This window comes from Aeromicrobium marinum DSM 15272 (assembly GCF_000160775.2).
Taxonomy (GTDB): domain Bacteria; phylum Actinomycetota; class Actinomycetes; order Propionibacteriales; family Nocardioidaceae; genus Aeromicrobium; species Aeromicrobium marinum.
The window spans coordinates 1,946,014-1,962,966 of the sequence record NZ_CM001024.1; the positions used below are offsets into that span (position 1 = coordinate 1,946,014).

Annotated in this window: 17 protein-coding genes; 10 read left to right on the forward strand and 7 right to left on the reverse strand. The window is 72.2% G+C overall.

Features of this window, described 5'->3' with window-relative positions; all coding sequences use genetic code 11:
* The first annotated feature begins 46 nt into the window (after nucleotides 1-46).
* Entirely contained in the window at nucleotides 47-1,864 is a 1,818-nt protein-coding gene (locus HMPREF0063_RS09875) for an RNA polymerase sigma factor (protein ID WP_007078520.1), read from the forward strand.
* A gap of 91 nt (nucleotides 1,865-1,955) precedes the next feature.
* Here the strand turns inward: HMPREF0063_RS09875 and sucD are convergent, their stop codons facing one another.
* Both sucD and sucC read right to left on the reverse strand, forming a co-directional pair.
* On the reverse strand, nucleotides 1,956-2,852 hold the full coding sequence (gene sucD, locus HMPREF0063_RS09880; protein ID WP_007078521.1) for a succinate--CoA ligase subunit alpha: 897 nt from the start codon (nucleotides 2,850-2,852) through the stop codon (nucleotides 1,956-1,958).
* 1 nt (nucleotide 2,853) lies between these two features.
* The gene (gene sucC / locus HMPREF0063_RS09885) at nucleotides 2,854-4,023 is read right to left on the reverse strand and encodes an ADP-forming succinate--CoA ligase subunit beta (protein ID WP_007078522.1); all 1,170 of its coding nucleotides are present in this window, start codon (nucleotides 4,021-4,023) and stop codon (nucleotides 2,854-2,856) included.
* A gap of 173 nt (nucleotides 4,024-4,196) precedes the next feature.
* Between sucC and HMPREF0063_RS09890 the strand changes: the two genes are divergently transcribed.
* Complete coding sequence (locus HMPREF0063_RS09890) at nucleotides 4,197-5,078, forward strand: alpha/beta fold hydrolase (RefSeq protein WP_007078523.1); 882 nt, start codon at nucleotides 4,197-4,199, stop codon at nucleotides 5,076-5,078.
* Nucleotides 5,079-5,128: 50 nt separating this feature from the next.
* Here HMPREF0063_RS09890 and HMPREF0063_RS09895 read toward each other — a convergent pair whose 3' ends face one another.
* A complete protein-coding gene (locus tag HMPREF0063_RS09895) occupies nucleotides 5,129-5,389 on the reverse strand; it encodes a hypothetical protein (protein WP_156794088.1) in 261 nt (86 codons plus the stop codon).
* 158 nt (nucleotides 5,390-5,547) lie between these two features.
* Here HMPREF0063_RS09895 and HMPREF0063_RS09900 point away from each other — a divergent pair, with 158 nt between their 5' ends.
* Genes HMPREF0063_RS09900 through HMPREF0063_RS09910 form a run of 3 tightly spaced genes read left to right on the forward strand, consistent with a single transcriptional unit; the run spans nucleotide 5,548 to nucleotide 7,461 of the window.
* Complete coding sequence (locus HMPREF0063_RS09900) at nucleotides 5,548-6,348, forward strand: M23 family metallopeptidase (RefSeq protein ID WP_156794089.1); 801 nt, start codon at nucleotides 5,548-5,550, stop codon at nucleotides 6,346-6,348.
* A 46-nt stretch (nucleotides 6,349-6,394) separates the two neighbouring features.
* Entirely contained in the window at nucleotides 6,395-7,006 is a 612-nt protein-coding gene (locus HMPREF0063_RS09905) for a CDP-alcohol phosphatidyltransferase family protein (protein ID WP_007078526.1), read from the forward strand.
* Nucleotides 6,991-7,461, forward strand: a complete 471-nt coding sequence (locus tag HMPREF0063_RS09910; RefSeq protein WP_007078527.1) for a hypothetical protein — start codon at nucleotides 6,991-6,993, stop codon at nucleotides 7,459-7,461. Before HMPREF0063_RS09905 ends, HMPREF0063_RS09910 begins: the two co-directional genes overlap by 16 nt.
* Before the next feature lie 19 nt (nucleotides 7,462-7,480).
* Here the strand turns inward: HMPREF0063_RS09910 and pcrA are convergent, their stop codons facing one another.
* Complete coding sequence (gene pcrA, locus HMPREF0063_RS09915) at nucleotides 7,481-9,805, reverse strand: DNA helicase PcrA (RefSeq protein ID WP_007078528.1); 2,325 nt, start codon at nucleotides 9,803-9,805, stop codon at nucleotides 7,481-7,483.
* Between the two features lie 229 nt (nucleotides 9,806-10,034).
* Here pcrA and HMPREF0063_RS09920 point away from each other — a divergent pair, with 229 nt between their 5' ends.
* Nucleotides 10,035-10,394, forward strand: a complete 360-nt coding sequence (locus tag HMPREF0063_RS09920; RefSeq protein WP_007078530.1) for a GntR family transcriptional regulator — start codon at nucleotides 10,035-10,037, stop codon at nucleotides 10,392-10,394.
* Nucleotides 10,391-10,834 carry a GNAT family N-acetyltransferase gene (locus HMPREF0063_RS09925; RefSeq protein WP_211208727.1) on the forward strand — a complete coding sequence of 148 codons (444 nt, stop codon included), beginning with the start codon at nucleotides 10,391-10,393 and terminating at the stop codon, nucleotides 10,832-10,834. The genes HMPREF0063_RS09920 and HMPREF0063_RS09925 overlap by 4 nt, the downstream gene beginning before the upstream one ends.
* Here HMPREF0063_RS09925 and HMPREF0063_RS09930 read toward each other — a convergent pair.
* The gene (locus HMPREF0063_RS09930) at nucleotides 10,824-12,053 is read right to left on the reverse strand and encodes an oxygenase MpaB family protein (RefSeq protein ID WP_007078532.1); all 1,230 of its coding nucleotides are present in this window, start codon (nucleotides 12,051-12,053) and stop codon (nucleotides 10,824-10,826) included. The two genes, HMPREF0063_RS09925 and HMPREF0063_RS09930, sit on opposite strands and share 11 nt — an antisense overlap.
* A 74-nt stretch (nucleotides 12,054-12,127) precedes the next feature.
* Here HMPREF0063_RS09930 and HMPREF0063_RS09935 point away from each other — a divergent pair, with 74 nt between their 5' ends.
* On the forward strand, nucleotides 12,128-12,739 hold the full coding sequence (locus HMPREF0063_RS09935; protein WP_007078533.1) for a TetR/AcrR family transcriptional regulator: 612 nt from the start codon (nucleotides 12,128-12,130) through the stop codon (nucleotides 12,737-12,739).
* A gap of 6 nt (nucleotides 12,740-12,745) precedes the next feature.
* Here HMPREF0063_RS09935 and zwf read toward each other — a convergent pair whose 3' ends face one another.
* Both zwf and HMPREF0063_RS09945 read right to left on the reverse strand, forming a co-directional pair.
* Nucleotides 12,746-14,182, reverse strand: a complete 1,437-nt coding sequence (zwf, locus tag HMPREF0063_RS09940) for a glucose-6-phosphate dehydrogenase (protein WP_007078534.1) — start codon at nucleotides 14,180-14,182, stop codon at nucleotides 12,746-12,748.
* Between the two features lie 43 nt (nucleotides 14,183-14,225).
* Complete coding sequence (locus HMPREF0063_RS09945) at nucleotides 14,226-14,765, reverse strand: TetR/AcrR family transcriptional regulator (protein ID WP_040320232.1); 540 nt, start codon at nucleotides 14,763-14,765, stop codon at nucleotides 14,226-14,228.
* Nucleotides 14,766-14,846: 81 nt separating this feature from the next.
* On the opposite strand from HMPREF0063_RS09945, the gene HMPREF0063_RS09950 reads away from it, so the two are divergent.
* Together HMPREF0063_RS09950 and HMPREF0063_RS09955 are read left to right on the forward strand one after the other, a co-directional pair.
* Nucleotides 14,847-15,731 carry an alpha/beta fold hydrolase gene (locus HMPREF0063_RS09950; protein ID WP_007078536.1) on the forward strand — a complete coding sequence of 295 codons (885 nt, stop codon included), beginning with the start codon at nucleotides 14,847-14,849 and terminating at the stop codon, nucleotides 15,729-15,731.
* A gap of 28 nt (nucleotides 15,732-15,759) precedes the next feature.
* Complete coding sequence (locus HMPREF0063_RS09955) at nucleotides 15,760-16,953, forward strand: benzoate/H(+) symporter BenE family transporter (RefSeq protein WP_007078537.1); 1,194 nt, start codon at nucleotides 15,760-15,762, stop codon at nucleotides 16,951-16,953.

Genomic DNA, 16,953 nt, shown 5'->3' on the forward strand with positions numbered 1-16,953 from the left:
GTTGCCGCGTTCGTCCAAGCCACGCCGACCTGTGAGGAGGAGACCGATGACGCGCGTCGACGAGTTCGACAGCTTCTACCGCTCCACCTCCGACGCCGCCCTCCGGGTCACCTACGCCGTCACCGGCGACCGCACCGTCGCGCGCGAGGTCACGGTCGACGCGTACCGGCGGGCGTGGCGGGACTGGTCGAAGATCCGGGACCGTCACGCCCTCAGCTACGTCCGGAACGAGGCCTGGAAGCTCGCCGTGCTCGACCGCGGGACCCACCCGCTGCGCCGCCGCCACGAGGACGACTCCGACACCGAGCTGCTCGACGCGCTGGCCGACCTGCCGTCCGACGACCGCCGCCTGATCGTGCTGATGACTCTCGGCAGCACCGATCTGGACGACGCCGCCCGTGAGGTCGGGGTCACCGACGAGGACGGCATCGAGAAGGTCACGTCCGCCATCACGGCGCTCGAGGCGGCCACCGGCCAGGACATCGACACGCTGGAACGCCGGATGCTGGCCCTGGTCGAGGTCGCGCAGCAGCTCTCCCTCCCACCGTCGGACCACATCCGCCGCAAGGCGGTCCAGGGCCGGCGCCGCAACACCGTCGCCCTGGTGGCGGCGGCCGTCACGGCCCTGGCGTTCGGCGGCGTGGTGGCCACCGAGGGAGACGTGCTGGCGACGGGCGACGTGCTGCCCGACCGGCAGCGGTTCGGCGCCGAGACCCCCGACCTGGTCCTCGACGCCCGCGAGATCGACGCCGGCAACCTGCTCACCAGCGCCCAGGTCAGCCAGCTGGACCCCGAGGCCGAGTGGACGGTCACGAGCACCGACGAGGACACCGACAACGACCGGCCGTACGCCACCTGCCCGACCCAGCGCTTCGCGACCGTCGACCCGCTCAAGGTGTTCGTCCGGTCCTTCGAGGGCTCGGGCCGGCTCACCGAGCGGGTCGCCCAGGCGATCGAGGTGGCGCCCGGCGTCGCGGCCGCCGAGGAGGCGTACGCCCGGCTGGTCAGCTGGTACGCCGACTGCAGCCACCCGCGGACGCAGCTGACCGAGACCTACCGCGTCGCCCGGCCGTTCGGCGACTTCCTCATCATGCGCATGGTGTCGAACCGGTCGCCGCAGCGGACGTTCACCGTCGGGTTCAGCCAGTCCGGCACGGTCACCAGCACCGTGGTGCACGAGGTCGACGGGCTCGAGGCCCCGCCCATCGAGGTCTTCGCCCAGACGCTCAACGACTCCGTCGAGCGGGTGTGCGCCGACAGCGGCGGACGCTGCACCGACGACATCCAGGTCCAGCCGACCGACCCCCCGCGCACCTCCGAGGCGCCGGAGTTCCTCGGGGTCGTCGACCTCCCGCCGATCACCACGATCGACAACGTGTGGGCCGGGGTCGCCCCCACGGGCACCGGACCGAACCCGGCCGCGACGCCCTGTGACCGCTCCGAGATCGCCGGCGAGGGGGTCACCGGGGCGGGATCGCGCATCTACGTCATCCCCGAGGCCACCGGGCTGCCGCCCGGCTTCGGCGCGGTCGAGACGGTCGGACGCTTTGCGTCCGAGGAGGCCGCGACGGCCTTCGTCGACGACGTCCGCAACCGGATCGCCGCCTGCCCGGGCGAGAACCTCGCGGCCGGCGTCGAGGACACCGGGGCGTTCGACACCGGGGTGATGTCCCGCGGGTTCACCTGGCGGATCGGGTTCGAGGTGGCCGACGCGGCCCCCGTCAGCGTGCGGACCGCGATCGTCCAGCGCGGCAGCGCCGTGGCCCAGCTGACCTTCACGCCCAGCGGCGAGGCCGACGTGAGCCCCGAGCAGTTCCTCCAGCTGGCCCAGCGGGCGGCCCAGCGGCTCATCTACCTCCCCTGACCGGCGGACACGGCGGCGGTCCGGGCCGGGACGGACGCAGGCGGGCCCGGAGTCGAGGTCGACTCCGGGCCCGCGTGGTGGTGCGTGGGGGCTACAGGCCCTGCAGGATCTCCCGCATGAGCTCCGCGGTCTCCGACGGCGTCTTGCCGACCTTGACGCCTGCCGCCTCGAGGGCTTCCTTCTTGCCCTGCGCGGTGCCCGCTCCGTCGGCGACGATGGCGCCGGCGTGGCCCATCGTCTTGCCCTCCGGGGCGGTGAAGCCCGCGACGTAGCCGACGACCGGCTTGGTGACGTGCGCCTGGATGTAGGCCGCCGCCTTCTCCTCCGCGTCGCCACCGATCTCGCCGATCATCACGATCGCCTTGGTGTCGGGATCGGCCTCGAACGCCTCGAGGGCGTCGATGTGCGTCGTCCCGATGATCGGGTCGCCGCCGATGCCGATGGCCGTGGTGAAGCCGAAGTCGCGCAGCTCGAACATCATCTGGTAGGTCAGGGTGCCCGACTTCGAGACCAGACCGATCGGGCCGCTGCCGGAGATCGTCGCCGGCGTGATGCCGGCGAGCGCCTCGCCCGGCGTGATGATGCCGGGGCAGTTGGGGCCGATGATGCGGGTCTTCTTGCCCTGGGCGTAGGCCCAGAACTCGGCGCTGTCCTGCACCGGGACGCCCTCGGTGATGATGACCAGCAGGCCGATCTCGGCGTCGATCGCCTCGACGACGGCGTCCTGGGTGAAGGCCGGCGGCACGAAGACGACCGACACGTCGGCGCCGGTCTCCTTCATCGCCTCGGCGACCGACCCGAACACGGGCAGCTCGACGGTGGCGCCGTCGGCGTCGGTGTGCTCGACGGTCGTGCCGGCCTTGCGGGCGTTGACACCTCCGACGACCTGGGTGCCGGCGGCCAGCATGCGGGCGGTGTGCTTGGAGCCCTCACCACCGGTGATGCCCTGCACGATGACCTTGGACTGTGCGTTCAGAAAGATCGACATGTCAGGCTCCCTGTCCGTTGGCGAGTTCGGCGGCCTTGTCGGCGGCGCCGTCCATCGTCTCGACCTGCGTCACCAGCGGGTGGTTCAGCTCGTCGAGGATCGCGCGACCCTCGTCGACGTTGTTGCCGTCGAGGCGCACGACCAGCGGCTTGGTGGCGTTGTCGCCGAGCAGCTCCAGCGCGCCCTTGATGCCGTTGGCGACCGCGTCGCAGGACGTGATGCCGCCGAACACGTTGACGAACACGCTCTTGACCTGGTCGTCCCCGAGGATCACGTCGAGGCCGTCGGCCATGACCTGCGCCGAGGCTCCTCCGCCGATGTCGAGGAAGTTGGCGGGCTTCACGCCGCCGTGCTTCTCCCCGGCGTAGGCGACGACGTCGAGGGTGCTCATGACGAGCCCCGCCCCGTTGCCGATGATGCCGACCTCGCCGTCGAGCTTGACGTAGTTGAGGCCCTTGGCCTTGGCCTTGGCCTCCAGCGGGTCGGCCGCGGCCTTGTCCTCGAAGCCGGCGTGGTCGTCGTGGCGGAACTCGGCGTTCTCGTCGAGCGAGACCTTGCCGTCCAGCGCCTCGAGCACGTCGCCCTCCAGACGCGCCAGCGGGTTGACCTCGACGAGGGTCGCGTCCTCCTCCACGAAGGTCTTCCACAGCGTCAGGACCGTGGTGACGGCCTGCTCGGTGAGGGCCTCGGGGAATCCGGCCTCCGCGACGATCTCGCGGGCCTTGGCGTCGTCGACCCCGGCACCGGCGTCGATCGGGATCTGCTTGACGGCGTCGGGGTTGGTCTTCGCGACCTCCTCGATCTCGACACCGCCCTCGACGCTCGCGATGCAGAGGTAGCTGCGGTTCGCGCGGTCCAGCAGGAAGGAGAAGTAGTACTCCTCCTCGATGGTCGCCGCGGGCGCGATGAGCACCCGGTTCACCGTCAGGCCCTTGATCTGCATGCCGAGGATGTTCGACGCGTGCTGATGCGCCTCGTCCGGCGTCTTCGCCAGCTTGACGCCGCCGGCCTTGCCTCGCCCGCCCGCCTTGACCTGGGCCTTGACGACGACGACACCGAGCTGCTCGGCAGCGGCCTTCGCCTCGTCGGGGGTGGTGGCGACGATGCCGGTCGTGACCGGTACGCCGTGCTTGGCGAAGAGTTCCTTCGCCTGGTATTCCATCAGATCCACGGTGGAGTCCGTCCTGTGAGTTGACGTCCTGGGGGCTCCCGGCCCGCGAGCTGGGTCCGCGGCAGAGCCGGTGCGACTCTATCCGCGGTGGAACGGCGGGGCATCGTGGGGTCCGTTACTGTCCCGTAGAGTCGCGGAGCGTCCGTGCCGAGGAAAACCGTCGAGGAGACCCGATGAGCATCACGTCGGTCCGCTCCGGGGACGTCCGTCTGGCCGTGCACGAGAGCGGTCCGTCCGACGCCCCGGTCATCATCGCCGTCCACGGCTACCCCGACACGTCGGCGGTGTGGAACCAGGTGGTCCCGCTGCTCGACGACACGTTCCGGGTCGTCACGTACGACGTCCGCGGGACCGGCGGGTCCAGCGCCCCCCGGGGCAGGGCCGCCTACGCGACCCGGCACCTGGTCGACGACCTCGCGGCCGTGGTGGAGGCCGTGGCCCCGGGCCGCACGGTCCACCTGCTGGGCCACGACTGGGGCTCGGTCCAGCTGTGGGACGCGGTGCTGACGGAGGCGGACCATCCCCGGCTGCGCGGCAGGATCGCCTCGTTCACGTCGGTCAGCGGCCCCGCGCTGGAGCTGGTCGGACACTTCCTCGCCTCGAGCGCCCGGCGCCGTCAGTACCTGCCGCTGGCCCGACAGCTGGCCAAGTCCTGGTACGTCATGGTGTTCCAGCTGCCGGTGCTGCCCGAGCTGGTCCTCACCGCTCTGGGACAGCGTCTGCCGCGGATCCTGGCCGGCGGACAGGATTTGCAGGACAGCCACTGGGGCGAGACCTTCGTCGAGGACGCCCGACGCGGGGTCAACCTCTACCGGGCCAACTCGCCCCGCTTCACCCCGGCGTCGACCCGCGTGCCGGTGCAGCTGGTGGTGCCGACCCGCGACGCCTTCCTGTCGCCGGCGATCTACGCGGACGTCGCGACCTTCGCCCCGGACCTGCGCCGGCTCGACGTCGTGGCCGACCACTGGATCCCCCAGGCACAGCCGGACGTGGTGGCCGACGCCGTGCGGACCTGGGTCGACGACGTCGAGGCGCGCCAGTCCCGAGCGGGATGACGACCCTGCGGATGACGGCCCTGCGGATGACGGCCCTGCGGACCCCCGTCTCAGCCGGCGGCGGTGATCACGTCGACGTCGTCGACGTGCCGCGCGGCCAGCGCGGCGGTGACCGCGGTCGGGTCGTCGCCGGACGCCACCACCACCCGGGCAGCGTCCTCGGCCACGGCGGTCGCGGCCAGGTCGTCGACCGACACCCCCGCGCCGATCCACACGACCTCCGCGCCGGTGTCGCGCAGGCGCCTCGCCTCGACGTCCAGGCCCTCACCGGACCCGGTCGACCCCACCACCACTCGTTCCGATCGCCGCACGTCGGCAGTCTCGCACGCTGTGAATCCGACCACAGGACCTCCCGGCCTCAGGCGGCGAACGGCCTCCTCACCACAGCAGATCGGCCGATCGATGCCACGACGTACCGACCATCGGCTAAGGTGGGCCGCGTTCTGTCATCCACTGGTCGGAGGTCTGCGTGAGTTCGTCCGCGCCCAAGCGCCGACTCGACGTCCGACAGCAGTCCTCGCAACGCCCCCCCGCGGGCCGTCGCGTCGCCCGACGTCAGAGTCGCGTCCGCCGGAGCTTGCGCCCCTCGTTCGCGATGGTCGGCGCCCTGGCCCTGGTCGTCGCCGGCATCGGCTCGGCGGTCATCACCAACAAGGCCGACGGCAGCGCACTCACCGCCAACTACCAGGCGATCTCCGCCGCCTACACCGGCGGCATCGCCGCTGACGACGGCACCGTCGACGTCAGCCGCAGCTTCGACCGTGAGCTGCTCGAGGAGCAGACCCGCATCCAGGCGGAGCAGTTCGAGATCACCCAGCAGCAGCTGGCCCAGGACACCCAGGCCGCCGCCGACCAGCTGCGGGCCAACCAGTGGGTCCTCCCGGTCGCCGGCTACCGCCTCTCGGCCCGCTTCGGCCAGCGCAGCAGCCTCTGGAGCAGCGGCATGCACACCGGCCTGGACTTCGCCGGCCCGTCCGGCTCCACGATCGTCTCGGTCGCTGCCGGAACCGTGATCTCCGCCGGGTACGAGGGCTCGTACGGCAACCGCACCGTCATCGAGCTGGAGGACGGCACCGAGGTCTGGTACGCCCACCAGAGCCGCATGATCGTGCGACCCGGCGAGACCGTGACCGCCGGACAGACGATCGGGTACACCGGATCGACCGGCAACTCCACGGGCCCCCACCTGCACCTGGAGATCTACCCGGCCGGCAGCTCGTCGCCGGTCGATCCCGCCGTCGTGCTGCGCACGCACAACGTCAACCCCTGAGGGCCTCCCCGCTCGCCTCCCCGCGGTGAGGCACTACGGTCGGGCCATGGTGACTTCCCCGGCCCCGTCCGCCACCTTCGTGTGGGACGGCGCCCCCGTCGCCACGTGGGCGAACCTGGTCACGACCGTCCGCACCGCCGGAGCCGTCGTCCTCGGGGTGGTCGGACTGCTCGAGGCGTCCGAGCTGTTGCTCGCGATCGCCTACGGGGTGTACTGGGTCGGCGACTCCCTCGACGGCAACGTCGCCCGGTGGACCGGCGGCGAGACCCGGCTCGGAGCGGTGTACGACATCGTCAGCGACCGGGCGTGCAGCGCGGTCCTGATCGGCGGACTGCTCGTCGTCCGGCCGGACTTCGCGCCGGCCCTGGTGATCTACCTGCTGCAGTTCATGGTGATCGACATGATGCTGTCACTCGGGTTCCTGCACTGGCCGCTGGTCAGCCCGAACTACTTCCACCGGGTCGACCGCGTGCTCTGGCGCTGGAACTGGTCGGTCCCGGCCAAGACGGCCAACACGACCCTGCTGCTGGTGCTGCTGCTGGTCGCTCCCGTCGCGGTGGCCACCGTGGTCGCCGTGGTGCAGCTGGCCGTCAAGGTCTGGTCCGCCCACCGCATGCTGACGATCGCTGCTGCCGGGCAGACGTGCTCGCCGGACTGATCACCGTCCTCGGGGCGGTGGGGCTGGGGTTCGCCTCGGCCGTCCTCCCCCTGGTGAACGCCGAGGCCGTGACCACGGCGATCGCCCTCGTCGAGGCGTGGCCGGTGGCGCTCGCCGCATGTGTCGCGCTGGCCGCGGGGCAGACGGCCGGCAAGGTCGTGCTCTACGAGGCCGGCAGGGCCGGGCGGCGGGTGGTGGAGCGCCGGCCTCCCAAGCGCCCCGACGCGTGGTGGGTGCGCGCCGGCACCAGGCTCCTGGCCGCCCTGGACGGGCGCTGGCGCGCGATCGGGGTGATCTCGCTGTCCGCCTCCGTGGGCCTCCCCCCGCTGCTGGCCACCGCGACCGCCGCCGGCGTCGTGCAGATGCGCCGGCTCGACTTCGTGGTGTGCTGCTTCGCCGGGCGGACGGTCAGGTTCGCGGCGATCGCGATGCCGATCGTGTTCGCCACGACCTGACGGCTCGCCCGCCGCGGGCTCAGAGCTTCTCGAGCTTGGCGTACCGCAGGATGAGTCGCTTGATGCCCTGTGAGCCGAAGTCGACCGACGCCTGACTGTTCTGGCCCTGACCGTCGAGCGCGACGACCGTGCCGAGACCGAAGGTGTCGTGCGAGACCCGGTCGCCCGGATCGAGCGAGGGGATGCCGCTCATGTCGGTCGACCGGGCCGACACGTTGCCGGAGCGGAACGAGCCCTGCGCCCGGGCGGTGACCGACGGGGTGGACGGCATCCACTGGGTCGGCGGGCTGGCCTCGCGTCGCCAGTCGACCAGGTGGTCGGGCACCTCCTCGACGAAGCGGGAGGCCGGGTTGTACGACGGTGCGCCCCACGCCGACCGGCTCGTGGCCCGGGTCAGGTACAGCCGCTCGCGGGCGCGGGTGATGCCCACGTAGGCGAGTCGCCGCTCCTCGGCGAGCTCGGCGGGGTCCCCCATGGACCGCATGTGGGGGAAGATGCCGTCCTCGAGCCCGGTGAGGAAGACCACGGGGAACTCCAGACCCTTGGCGGTGTGCAGGGTCATGAGCGTGACGACCCCGTCGCCGGAGTCGGGGATCGAGTCGGCATCGGCCACCAGGGAGACCCGTTCGAGGAACGCCGCGAGGGAGCCCGGGGTGAGGTCGACGTCGTCGGGGTCGGCCGGGGCGTCGTCGTCGACCGTGGCGGCAGCCGTCACGAACTCCCGGGCGACCGCGACGAGCTCGGCGAGGTTCTCGACCCGGGACTCGTCCTGCGGGTCGTCGCTCTTCTCCAGCGCGGCCAGGTAGCCGCTGCGGGTCAGGGCCGCCTCGAGCACCTGGTCGGCCGGGGCGCCGGACTCGGCGAGCTCCATCAGCTCGGCCATGGTGCCGGCGAACCCCGCCACCGCGGTGCGCGACCGGGTCGCGAGGTCGGCGACCTCGTCGCAGCGACGCATCGCCTCCCAGAAGCTGACGCCCTCGCGGGCCGCGAACACCTCCAGGCTGGCCTCGGCGCGGTCGCCGATGCCCCGCTTGGGCTCGTTGACGATGCGGCGCATCGAGACGGTGTCGCGGGGGTTGACCAGCGCCCGGAGGTAGGCCAGCGCGTCGCGCACCTCCTTGCGCTCGTAGAACCTGACCCCGCCGACCACGCGGTACGGCAGGCCCACGCGGATGAAGACCTCCTCGAAGATCCGGCTCTGGGCGTTGGTCCGGTAGAACACCGCGACGCCGGCGGGGGTCGCTGCGCCGTCGTCGGTGAGCGTGTCGATCTCGTCGGCGATGAACTGGGCCTCGTCGCGTTCGTCGTCGGCGACGTAGCCGACGATCTTCTCGCCCTCGCCCTCGGCCGACCACAGGTTCTTCTCGGGCCGGCCCTCGTTGCGGCTGATGACCGCGTTGGCCGCCGACAGGATCGTCTGGGTCGAGCGGTAGTTCTGCTCGAGCAGGATCGTGCGGGCGTCGGGGAAGTCGTCCTCGAACTCCAGGATGTTGCGGATGCTGGCCCCGCGGAAGGCGTAGATGGACTGGTCGGAGTCACCGACGACCAGGAGGTCGGACTCCGGGTCGCACAGCTCGCGGATGAGCGAGTACTGCGCATGGTTGGTGTCCTGGTACTCGTCGACCAGGACGTGCCGGAACCGGCGTCGGTAGGACTCGGCCACGGCGGGAAAGGCCTGGAACAGGTGGACGGTGTTCATGATGAGGTCGTCGAAGTCCATCGCGTTGGCGGCGATGAGACGGCGCTGGTAGGTGCCGTAGGCCTCGGCGTACAGCTCCTCGGTGGGGTTCTCGGCCCGGCCGGCGGCCGACTCGTGGTCGACCAGCTCGTTCTTGAGGTTCGACACGTGGGCCAGCACGGCCCGGGGGTTGACGCGCTTGGGGTCCAGCTGCATGTCGCGGCACACCAGGGTCATGAGCCGGCGGGAGTCGGCAGCGTCGTAGACGGTGAAGGACGACGTGTACCCCAGGGTGGCGGCCTCGCGGCGCAGGATGCGGACGCAGGCGGAGTGGAAGGTCGAGACCCACATGGCGCGGGAGGCGCCGCCGACCATCTCGGCGACCCGCTCACGCATCTCGGCGGCCGCCTTGTTGGTGAAGGTGATGGCCAGGATGGAGCCGGGGTGGGCGCCGCGCGCGGCCATGAGCCAGGCGATGCGCCGGGTGAGCACCCGGGTCTTGCCCGAGCCGGCGCCGGCCACGACGAGCAGGGGCCCACCGGGGTGGCTGACGGCCTCGCGCTGCGCGTCGTTGAGGTCCTCGAGGAGGGTCTCGGACCGGGGAGCACGGCGGGCGGGGGCGCGCTCGGGTGCGGCGGCCGGGGGCACGGGGAAAGGCAGGGTCATGGCGGCTCCAGCCTACGGCGCCCCGCCGACGGCCCCGCCCACCCGCCACCCCGCCTGGGCGGTGGATTCGCGACCGAATGGACCCCGGAGGTGCTTCCGCGACCGCATGAGGCTTCTTTCGGTCCGCCTGACACCGCGCGGGGGGAGACAGCGCTACGATCGGCGGGTCTCGAGCTGCCCGGGAGGACCGCATGGACGAGCGCACCAGGGCCCGTCGGCGGGTCACGTCGTGATCACCGTCTCGGTCGACCCCGGCTCCGGTGAGGCGCCGTTCGAGCAGGTCCGTCGCCAGGTCGCCGCGGCCGCGACGTCCGGGACCCTCGGCCCGGGTCACAAGCTGCCCACCGTGCGCCAGCTCGCCGCGGACCTGGGTCTGGCCGTCAACACCGTCGCCCGGGCCTACCGCGAGCTCGAGGCCGACGGCGTCATCGAGACCCACGGCCGCCGAGGCACGTTCATCGCCAGCACCCGCACCGCCGACCCGGACGCGACCGCGGCGGCAGCGACGTTCGTCGACGTCGCCCGTCGGCGGGGGCTGGGACGCGACGAGGCGGTCCGGCTCGTGGAGCAGCAGTGGCCCCGGGTGTGACGGAGCCCCTGAACCCCCGCCGCGCCGGTGAGGCCGACTTCGACGAGCTGACCGACCTGTGGGAGCGGTCGGCACGCAGCACGCACGGGTTCCTCGCCGACGAGGACGTCAGCGAGATGCGGCCCTCCGTGCGCGACCTGCTGCTGCCGTCGATGGACGTCTGGGTCGTCGACGTCGACGCCGAGGCGGCGGCGTTCGCCGGGGTGCGCGACCACCACGTGGAGCTGTTGTACGTCGAGCCCCGCCACCACGGCCGCGGACTCGGCAGCCGGCTGCTGAGGTGGACCGCCGCGACCACCGTCGAGGTCTACGCGGACAACGTCACCGGGATGGGCTTCTACCGGTCCCACGGGTTCACGGAGACCCGCCGCGACCCCACCGACGTCCTGGGCCGGCCGTTCCCGATCGCCCACCTCGCCCGTCGCTCCGTCACACCGTGAGCCTCCCGATCTCCGGGGTGGACGTCCCGAAGTAGCGACTCATCGTGCGCGCCCGCACCCGTGCGCCCCACGCCTGCAGCGCCTGCTCACCCCACGCGCTGCGACCCACGATGCGGTAGCGCACGACGTTGAGCAGGTGGGCCAGCGCGAACGCCCACGGCGGCCGCAGCGGCAGGCCCAGCTCCCGCATGCTCCGCGGACCGAGGAAGACCGTCAGCATGCTCAGCAGGCGCTCCCTCGCATAGTGCCGTCGCAGCCGGGTGAAGGCCGTGATGTGCAGTGACCCCTGCGCCTCGACGATGGCCTGCGTCAACGCCGGCCCGGCCTCGGTCAGGTCGTCCTGCGCGAGCAGCACGTGGTAGTTGAGGTGGTGCTGCTCGCGTTCGGTGTCGACCAACCACTGCCCGTCGACCCCCATCAGCCAGCCGACGTACTTCCACAGGTGCATCACGGCCAGTGACTCGTCACGGGTGATCCGCGCGCCCAGCGATCGGCACCCCACCAGCACCACGCCGCTGAAGAGCCCCAGCGTCGCCGCCTGGTCGGTCTGGTTGATCGGCCGGCCCCACCGGGCGGCGTCCCACCGGTGGGCGAACCCCTCGTTGACCAGCGCGTGCATGGCCCGGACGTGCACGGTCAGTGCCCATCCCTCCCCGCCACGACGCATCGCACCCGGCTGACCGACGGCCACCGCCCACTTCTGCGTCTCCCCCAGCCGCCGCATCGTGGTGTCGCCCACCAGCCCGCCGGTGGCCACCAGCAGGTCCGTCGGGCCGCCGAAGCGGTAGCCGCCGATCAGGGACAGCTGCAGCAGCACGTCGGCCGCGTTCTGACCGAGCCGCCGGAACACGCGCGCGCCCTCGTCGACGAGGTCGAGGTCGACCCACGCGGGGGTGGCCTCGACGCGCGTGAAGAACTCGACCAGCGCCGCCGGTGCGTCCTCGACGGTGTCGATGCCGTGGTCGGTCGCCTGCTTCAGCTGTGCCATCGACACCCGCGCGGGGTCGCCGGCCGGCCGCCGCATCGCCCGGGCCAGCGCCGCCCCGGTCTCGTCGACCTCCATCAGGCCACGGCCGAGCCGGGTCATCAGGTCCTCGTCGACCTGCCGGACCCGACCGAGCGGCCGCAGCAAGCGCCCCATGCGGGCGCCCCGCGCCTCGGCGGCCCGGAACCGCGTGGGCAGCACGACAGGAGCCTCGGACGGGGTGGTGACGCTCATGGGGACCTCCGGGTCCGTCGGGGATCGATCGCCCCCAGCCTCACACGAGCGATCACTCGCATACAATTCGCGTCATGGTCGCTCCCACTCCGCCCGTCCGCAAGGCTCCGCAGCAGGAACGCTCGCGCCTCATGGTCGAGAAGATCCTGACGGCCGGCCGCGAGGTGCTGCTGCGCGACGGCTACGACGCCGCCTCCACCAACAAGGTCGCCAAGCAGGCGGGGATCAGCCCCGGCTCGCTCTACCAGTACTTCGCCGACAAGGACGCGGTCGTCGACGCGGTGGTGGCGAAGTACGCCGACGAGCTGTCCGACCGGGTCGCGGCCTCACTGACCGACCAGCTCGGGGGCCCCGACGACTCCCTCATCCACGCCACCCTGCACGCGCTGCTCGACGCCCTGGAGGAGAACGAGGCGTTCCTGCGCGTCTTCGTCGACGAGCTGCCGCGCACCCGCAACCACGAGCGCCTGGCCGGCGTCGAACAGCGGGTCTCGGACCTCATGGCCGCCTACCTCGCCGCCCGGCGGGGCGACGTGCGAGACGTGCCCCCGTCGCGGGCGGCCTGGATCGTGGTCCGCGCCATCGAGCAGCTCACGGTGCGGTACGTGCTGGACCGACCGCCGATGAGCCGCGACGAGCTGGTGGCCGAGGTCGACGCCATGGTCACGGCCTACCTGCAGTCCTGACGCCGCCTACTGACCCAGCTCGTTGGGGTCGCGCCACCCCCGCTCGAACGGCAGCCGCCAGGCCCGCGGAGCGATCAGCTGGTGCACCGAGTTGGGGCCCCAGGTCCCGGGCGCGTACGGGCGCACGGGCGACGGGTCGTCCAGCAGCGGCTGCGACACCTCCCACAGCCGCTCGATGCCCTCGGCCGTGGTGAACAGGGTGCGCTCGCCCTGCATGGCGTCGTGGATCAGCCGCTCGTACGCCTCGAGCACGTCCCCGGCCCGGTCGGTCTCCTGCATCGCGAACTGCATCGACAGCTTGTCCAGCCGCATGCCGGGCCCGGGACGCTTGCCGTAGAACGACAGCGACATGCGGGAGGAGTCGGCGAGGTCGAAGGTGAGGTGGTCCGGTCCCGACAGCCCCACCCCCGACCCGGTCGGGAACATGCTCTTGGGCGGTTCGCGGAAGGCGATCGAGATGATCCGGGCGCCCTCGGCCATCTGCTTGCCGGTGCGCAGGTAGAACGGGACGCCCGCCCAGCGCCAGTTGTCGATCTCGGCCTTGAGGGCGATGAAGGTCTCGGTCTCCGACTCCGGGGAGACGCCGTCCTCCTCCCGGTAGCCCTGGTACTGCCCACGGACCACGTCGGCCGGCGTGAGGGGCAGCATCGAGCGGAAGACCTTGTTCTTCTCCTCACTGATCGCGTCGGAGTCCAGCGCCGTCGGGGGCTCCATGGCCATGAAGGCCAGGATCTGGAACAGGTGCGTCACCACCATGTCCTTGTAGGCCCCGGTGCCCTCGTAGAAGCCCGACCGACCCGCGACCGAGAGCCGCTCGGGGACGTCGATCTGCACGTGGTCGATGAAGTTGCGGTTCCAGATCGGCTCGAACAGACCGTTGGCGAACCGGAACGCCAGGATGTTGAGCGCCGCCTCCTTGCCGAGGAAGTGGTCGATGCGGAAGATCTGCTGCTCGTCGAAGACCTGGTGCAGCTGGGCGTTGAGCGCCCGGGCGCTGGCCAGGTCGACGCCGAACGGCTTCTCCATGATGATCCGGGACCGCTCGACCAGCCCGGCGGCCGCGAGGGTGTGCACGACGTCGAGCGCGGACCTCGGCGGGACGCTGAGGTAGTGCAGCCGGCCCGGGGATCCGCCGAGATCGCGTTCGAGCTCGGCCGCCCGTGCCGCCAGCACCTCCGGCCCGGCGGCGACGTTGACGTAGCTGAGCTTGCCGGCGAAGTCGTCCCACGACTCGCTGCGGACGGCCCGCGTCCCGAACTCGCGGCACGCGCTGCGGGTGAACTCCCGGAAGGCGTCGTCGTCGAAGTCGTCGAGCGAGACACCGATGATCCGTGAGTCGCCCACGAGACCGGACTGCACCAGGTGCATGATCCCCGGCAGCAGCTTGCGGCGGGCCAGGTCGCCGGTGGCCCCGAACAGCACGATGAGATGAGGCTGCTTCATGCGGTCAGGCTAGACCGCCCAGGTTGCCGGCACGTGACGTCGATCAGGTCGGACCCACCAGCACCTCGGCGGCCCGTGCTGCCGCCTCGACACCGAGCAGCTGCCGCACGAGCAGGAGTCCGTCGATCGACGCGATCGTCGCCTCGGCCTCGCTCCGGCGCCGGTCGGCGGACCCCTGCAGGTGGTCGGCCGCCCACTGCACCCAGGCCTCGACGAGGGCGGGCACGTGGGTGGCGTAGGGCTCCCGCCCGGCCGCGGCGAGGCCGGCCGCCTCGAAGTACACCGCGAACAGCGCGTCGTGGTCGGTCTGCGCCAAGGACGGCCAGGCCGCCGACAGCAGCATCCGGTGGTCGGGTACGGGTGCACCGACGGCCGCGTCCAGCGCGGCCTGCAGGTCGGCGCCCATCGCCCCCAGGACCGCGCCCGCCAGGTCCGCCGTGGTCGGGAAGTAGTAGGCGACCACCCGGTCGCTGGTGCCGATCTCCCGGGCCACCCGGCCGTAGGTGAGGCGGTGGAGCCCGTCGGTGAGCACCGAGGTGACGGCGGCGGTGAGGATCTCGTCCCGCGAGTACTTGTGGCCCACGGGGTTGATCGTAGAGGACCCTGACGCTAGGTTTGTAGTGACCACTACAAACTGTCTCGGGCGCACCCAGGAGGCTCGACCATGACCGCACCCACGCCCGCCGAGGCGTCCCAGCTGTTCCGCGACGCTCCGCTGCGTCACCTGCCGGTGTCCGGCGGTGAGGCCGCCTACCGACGGATCGGCCACGGCCCCGACGTGCTGTTCGTGCACGGCTGGCCCGTGAGCAGCGCGACCTTCCGGCAGCTGCTGCCGCACCTGGCCGACCACGTGACCTGCCACCTCGTCGACCTGCCCGGCGCCGGGTCGAGCCGGTTCCCGGCAGCAGCCGATCTCTCCATCGGCGGACATGTCACAGCGGTCCGCGAGGTCGTCGACCAGCTCGGGTTCACCAGCTACGCCGCGGTCGGCCACGACAGCGGCGGACTGATCGCCCGGCACGCCACCACCGGCGATCCCCGACTGCGGGCCCTCGGGCTCGTCGACACCGAGCAGACGGGCCCGCTGTCGCCCCTGTTCCGGGCCTTCCTCGCATCGGGCCGACTGCCCGGCGTCGGCGGAGTGCTGCGGCGGCTGTTCGGCGCGCACCGACTGCGCCGCAGCCCCCTGGTGCTCGGCGGGGCGTTCACCGATCCCGCGCTCCTCGACGGCGAGTTCGACGAGTTCTTCCTCGCGCCGATCCGGGACGACCCGGCCCGACTCGCCGCGGCCGTCGCCGTGCTGCGCAGCTTCGACACCCAGATGGTGCGCGACCTCGACCGTCTGCACCGCGACACCACGGTGCCCGTCGCGCTCGTGTGGGGCGAGGACGATCCGTTCTTTCCCGCCTCCCGGGCCCGCGCGATGGTCGACACCTTCCCGGACGCCACCCTGCACGTGGTGCCGGGCGCCCGTCTGTTCGCCCACGAGGAGAAGCCTGCGGACGTCGCGGCCGCGCTGCTCCCGGTGCTGACGGCCGCTGCCGTCTGACCGGCCCTCCCGGCGCTATCGTGCAGCGGTGACCAGCACCGCCGACCCGGCGTCGACCGACGACAGCCGTGCCGTGCCCGTCACGGCCGGCATCGTCTGCGCGCTGGTCGGCTTCACCAGCTCGTTCGCGATCGTGCTGGCCGGGCTGCAGTCGGTCGGCGCCGACCGCGACCAGTCCGCGTCGGGACTGCTCGTGGTGTCCCTGCTGTCGGGCGCCGGCATCCTGTGGCTGGCCCTGCGCCACCGCGTGCCGATCACGCTGGCCTGGTCGACGCCGGGAGCCGCACTGCTGATCACGACCGGCGAGGTCGACGGCGGCTGGCCCGCCGCCGTCGGGGCGTTCGCGGTGACCGGTCTGCTCATCGCGGCGTCCGGCGTGTGGACCCAGCTGGCGGACCTCGTGCGGCGCATCCCCCCGGTCGTCGCGCAGGCGATGCTGGCCGGGATCCTGCTCCCGCTCTGCACCGCCCCGGTCCCGGCCCTGCGGGAGGAGCCGTGGGCCGTGGCCCCGGTCCTGCTCACCTGGCTCGCCCTCGTCCGGTTCACCCCGCGCTGGGCGGTCCCTGCGGCCTTCGTCGCCGCCGCCGTGGTGATCGCGGTGGACCTCGTGTCGAGCGGCGCCACCGTGCCGGTCGGCGATCTCGCCCCGCAGCTCACCTGGACCACCCCGGCATGGACGACCCAGGCCCTCGTGGGTCTGGCGATCCCGTTGTTCGTGGTCACGATGGCCTCGCAGAACATCGCCGGGGTGGCGGTCATGCAGTCGTTCGGCTACCGCGTCCCGTGGCGCGAGACGATGGCCGTCACCGGACTGGGCACGGTCCTGGGCGCCGGGTCCGGCGGCCACGCGGTGAACCTGTCGGCGATCAGCGCCGCGCTCGCCGCGGGTCCTGACGCCGGCCCGGACCCGTCCCGCCGCTGGATCGCAGCGGTGTCCGACGGCGTGACCTTCCTGGTGCTCGGGCTGGCGTCGGCGGCCCTGGCGACGCTCGTCGCGCTCGCTCCGGCCGGAGTGGTCCAGGCGGTGGCGGCGGTCGCCCTGCTCGGTGCCTTCGTCGGAGCACTCGGCGCGGCCCTGGCAGACCCGCAGACGCGCACGGTCGCCGCCACGACCTTCGTGGTGGCCGGCTCCGGCATCGCGTTCGCCGGGGTCGGGTCGGCGTTCTGGGCGCTGGTCGTGGGCATCGCGGTCCACCTGGTGCTACGGCCGCGGAGCCGGTGA